We start from the raw sequence: 367 nt of genomic DNA on the forward strand, positions 1-367 counted from the left end.
TGCTTGAAGGTGTGCAGCCGTGACGGGTATGGCCGACGACGATGGACGGGCGGGCGATGAGCAGCGGCAGGCCAGGACAGTGCTGGCGCATCAGCTGTTCAATGGTGGATTTCGAATAGGTATATTCCACCAGATGCTCGGCGTTCTCTCTGAATTCTGCACTTTCGGCGACCAGCGAATCCTGCTCCGGCGTGCAGGACATCGCCGTGCCAACGTGCAGGAAGCGCTGTGGGGTCGACACCCGTTCCATGCGGCGCGCCAGCGCCAGGGTTCCCTCGACGTTCACCTTCCAGATAAGCGGATTGTTGCCAAATGACGCGACGGCCGCGCAGTTAACGACATGCGTCACCTGTTCAAGACGCGGATC

General features: G+C 60.8%; 1 protein-coding gene. It reads right to left on the bottom strand.

Annotated elements, in window-relative coordinates:
- On the bottom strand, positions 1-367 hold a 367-nt coding region (locus tag CSV68_RS16950), incomplete at both ends, for an SDR family oxidoreductase (protein ID WP_143561039.1).

The sequence above is a fragment of the Sporosarcina sp. P29 genome, from assembly GCF_002743265.1.
Taxonomy (GTDB): domain Bacteria; phylum Bacillota; class Bacilli; order Bacillales_A; family Planococcaceae; genus Sporosarcina.